Origin of the sequence: Roseovarius sp. (assembly GCF_018066915.1) — a bacterium.
In the GTDB taxonomy this organism is placed as follows: Bacteria; Pseudomonadota; Alphaproteobacteria; order Rhodobacterales; family Rhodobacteraceae; genus Roseovarius.
On sequence record NZ_JAGPVV010000172.1, the window covers coordinates 1 to 3,695 of the forward strand.

A 3,695-nucleotide genomic window follows, 5' to 3' on the forward strand; every position below is an offset into this window, starting at 1 on the left:
AGACCGGCATGAAATTCCACCTCGCAATCAATCTCGAACGGCTCGATCCTTCGGCGGAGATGAAGGCGCTGCGCGACCACACCCTCGAAATGGTCCAAATGGCCGAGGTGGGCGGCTTTGAAATCGCTTGGGCAGCCGAACATCACGCGCTGGAAATGACCATCGCCCCCAACCCCTTTCAAATCCTGACATGGTGGGGCGAGCATACCAGCCGCATCCGGCTCGGTGTGGGCGTGGTCAACGCCGCCTATTGGCACCCCATCCGCCTCGCCGGCGAGGCCGCGATGCTCGATCTGCTGAGCGACGGGCGGCTCGAATTCGGCATCGGCTCGGGCGCCTATCAGCGCGAGTTTGACCGCATGATGCCCGGTCTCGCTCAACCCGATAGCTGGCGCTACATGCAGGAATCGCTGCCCGTGGTGCAACGCCTCTGGGCGGGCGACTATGCCCATGACGGCGAATACTGGCAGTTTCCCACCGCCACCTCCTGCCCCAAGCCGGTGCAAGCCGAGGTGCCGATCTGGGTCGCCGCCCGCGCCCCCATCACCTTTGACTACGCGGTCGAGCATGGCTGCGACATCATGAGCTGGCCGCTCACCATGCCCTTCTCCGAGGCCGAGAATTACCGCGCCCGGCTCGACGCCGCGATTGCCAAAAACGGCGGCCGCTATGACGGACGCTGGGCGCTCATGCGCCACACGGCGGTCTATGAGACCGAGGACGACCGGCAGGCGTCCTTGGCCGCGCTGCGCCGCGTGCTGGGCCAATTCGGCAACCTGATGATGAAACGCGGCGAGGTGGTCAACGGCTTCCCCGATCCCGTCCCGCTGGCGGAGTTGGAGGGCAACGCCCGCACCGATCCCGCCATGCTCGAGGAAAATCTCGCCTTCGGCAGCCCAGACACCGTGGCCGATAAAGTCCGGCAATACGAGGCGCTTGGCGTCGATGCCTTCATCTATTACGCCTCGATGGGGCTGGATATGGAGCGCCAGAAACGCTCGCTGCACCTCTTCATCGACAAGGTGATGCCGCAGTTCGCAAACCAGAGCATCGCCGCCGCAGAGTGATCCGCAAAGGCGGGTCTGTCAGGCATAGGGGGGAAAGTGGCGCGGTTGACGGGGCTCGAACCCGCGACCCCCGGCGTGACAGGCCGGTACTCTAACCAACTGAGCTACAACCGCGCGTGGGAGGCTGCATAAGCGCCCCCCGCCCGCCCGTCAATCCCAAAATCGTGAATTTCCAGACCGGTCCCGGAGCCCCCCAAACACAAAAGCCCCCGCACCCGCGGGGGCCTTTGATGTCTGCGGTGGCGCGGTTGACGGGGCTCGAACCCGCGACCCCCGGCGTGACAGGCCGGTACTCTAACCAACTGAGCTACAACCGCCCGCAGCAACACCGGGGGGTGCCCCCCGATGTGTGGCGCTTCTATGACGGGGCCGCGCGCCCGTCAAGCGCTGGCATGCGGAAATTTCAACTTTCCCGCCCCGCCTCCCAACCCGGTCAAATCGTGATCCCCGCCCCCACCCGAAAGGTTTGATTTTCGCGGCCGCCCTTGTCACACTCCGCCCAACCTCGGGAGAGAGACCAATGCGGCCCATCCTGCTCATGATCCTGTGCCTCCTGCTCGCCGCCCCCGCCGGGGCCGCGCCCACCGGCACCTTTCGCCACGCGCATAACGTGGGCTTTGGCGCCCATTCGAGCCTTGATCCCGCCTCCAAGGGGCGCGTGCTCCAGATCATCGAGAAAATCCAGAGCCGCCTCGTGCGCCCCGGTCGCGGCGGCAAACCGGCCCCCGATCTTGCCACCTCCTGGACCCCCAATGCCGATGGCACGCTCTGGACCTTTCAGATCCGCGATGGCGTGCGCTTTCACGACGGCAGCGCGCTTGACGCAGGCGACGTGGTCTATTCGATCAAACGCGTCATCGACCCCGATTACGGCAGCCCGGCGCGCGCGGCGGTCAAGATGATCACCCGCATCACCGCCACCGGGCCACTCAGCGTGGAAATGCAGCTCGACTCGCCCTTTGCCGATCTGCCGCTGCAATTGATGGACCCCCGCCTGCGCATCATCCCCGAAGGCTCGGGCGACACCATCGACCAGACCGGCCTCGGCACCGGGCCGTTCCGGGTCGAGAAATTCGATCCCGATGGCATTACGGTCCTGACCGCCAATGAGGACTATTGGGAAGGCCCCCCCGCCCTCGCCCGGATCGAGGTGATCGGCGTGCCTGACGCGCAGGCGCGGCTTCAGGCGTTTCTCAGCGGACAGCTTGATATGGAGCGCGGCATCGCCCCGATGATGCGCCGCGCGCTCGACAAATCGCTGCGCTATCAACTGCTTGAAATCCCCACCGGCAACTGGATGGGGCTGGCCTTTCGCACCGATGTGCCACCCTTCGACGATCCCCGCGTGCGCCAGGCGCTGCGCCTTGTGGTCGACCGCGACGAGATGCTGCAACTGGCGCTCGATGGCGGCGGGGTGATCTCCTGCGATACGCCCGTGGCCCCCAATGACCAATACCGCGCCGAAATGGACTGTCCCCCCGACCCCGAGCGCGCCCGCGCCCTTCTGGCCGAGGCCGGATACCCGGACGGGGTCGATGTTGATGTGCATATCTCAGTGCTCGATCCCAGTTGGCCGGTGATCGGTGTCGCGTTTCAGGAACAGGCGGCGCAGGCGGGGATTCGCGTCAACCTGATCAACGCCGCCGCCGATGGCTATTGGTCAAATGTCTGGATGAAAAAGGACGCCTTCAGCACATCTTGGGGCGAGCGCCCCGCCGATCAGGCACTGAACGAGGCGTTTCATTCCACCGCCAAATGGAACGAGACCTATTACAACAATTCCGAATTCGACCGCCTGCTGGAAACCGCCCGCGCCGAGCTCGATTTCAAGCGCCGCCGCGCGCTCTATATCGAGGCGCAGGAATATCTGGCGATGAATTCGGGCACGCTCATTCCCTTTCACGTCACGCAACTGGTGGTGCTCTCCAACCGCGTGACCCATTTCGATCCGGTGCCCAACGACGCGCTGCGCTGGCATCTGGTGACGGTGGTGGAGTGAGGGGGATTTTCGCGGTCATCCGCAGCACTCACACCCGCGCGGAATCAAGGCGCGTAGCGCCGCCGCGCGGATCGCTGGGCCGTCCCGCGGCCTAGCGATTTTGAAAGGGCGCGCATCGCTGAGGGAGTATACGGACTTGGCTGGCATAAAGTGGCAGTCACTGACGTTGCTTCGCTAGTCCCCGGCCCAGCGTTCCGCACGGCTCCTCCCCTGAGTCTCCCCTCAATACGTCCCCGCCACATATTTCGCGATGGCCCCACCGCGCGAATTCACATCGAGCTTCTGGTAAATCGCCTTGAGGTAATACTTGACCGTATTCTCCGACAATCCCAGCCGCGCCGAGATCTGGAAATTCGTGAGCCCATCCACCAAGAGCCCCAATATCTCATGCTCGCGCCGGGTCAGGCTATCGCCTTGCTCGCCCATCAACCGCTTGAGGATTTCCACCGGCAGGATGCTGTGCCCCTCGACCAGATGGCCCAGCACGCGCGGCAGGCTGCTCAGAACCTGCCCCATCATGCAGACCGAATGTGCCCCCGCCTTCACCGCCGTGCGGATGAATGCAAACTCGGCCTCTTCGGCCACCACCACCACCATCACACGCGGATGATCGCGCCGCAGCATCTCCA

3 protein-coding genes and 2 tRNA genes are annotated in these 3,695 nt (G+C 64.5%); 2 read left to right on the forward strand and 3 right to left on the reverse strand.

Annotated features, from left to right (window positions below; genetic code table 11):
• Nucleotides 1-1,067 (forward strand): LLM class flavin-dependent oxidoreductase (locus tag KBT70_RS09290; RefSeq protein WP_296631785.1); only part of this gene is annotated, 1,067 nt, incomplete at its 5' end.
• A 37-nt stretch (nt 1,068-1,104) separates the two neighbouring features.
• Here the strand turns inward: KBT70_RS09290 and KBT70_RS09295 are convergent.
• Nucleotides 1,105-1,181, reverse strand: a tRNA-Asp gene (locus tag KBT70_RS09295).
• 126 nt (nt 1,182-1,307) lie between these two features.
• Nucleotides 1,308-1,384, reverse strand: a tRNA-Asp gene (locus KBT70_RS09300).
• Between the two features lie 203 nt (nt 1,385-1,587).
• On the opposite strand from KBT70_RS09300, the gene KBT70_RS09305 reads away from it, so the two are divergent.
• Nucleotides 1,588-3,066, forward strand: coding sequence for an ABC transporter substrate-binding protein (locus KBT70_RS09305; protein ID WP_296631788.1), 1,479 nt, complete (start codon nt 1,588-1,590; stop codon nt 3,064-3,066).
• A 222-nt stretch (nt 3,067-3,288) separates the two neighbouring features.
• Here the strand turns inward: KBT70_RS09305 and KBT70_RS09310 are convergent.
• On the reverse strand, nt 3,289-3,695 hold a 407-nt coding region (locus KBT70_RS09310), incomplete at its 5' end, for a LuxR C-terminal-related transcriptional regulator (protein WP_296631793.1).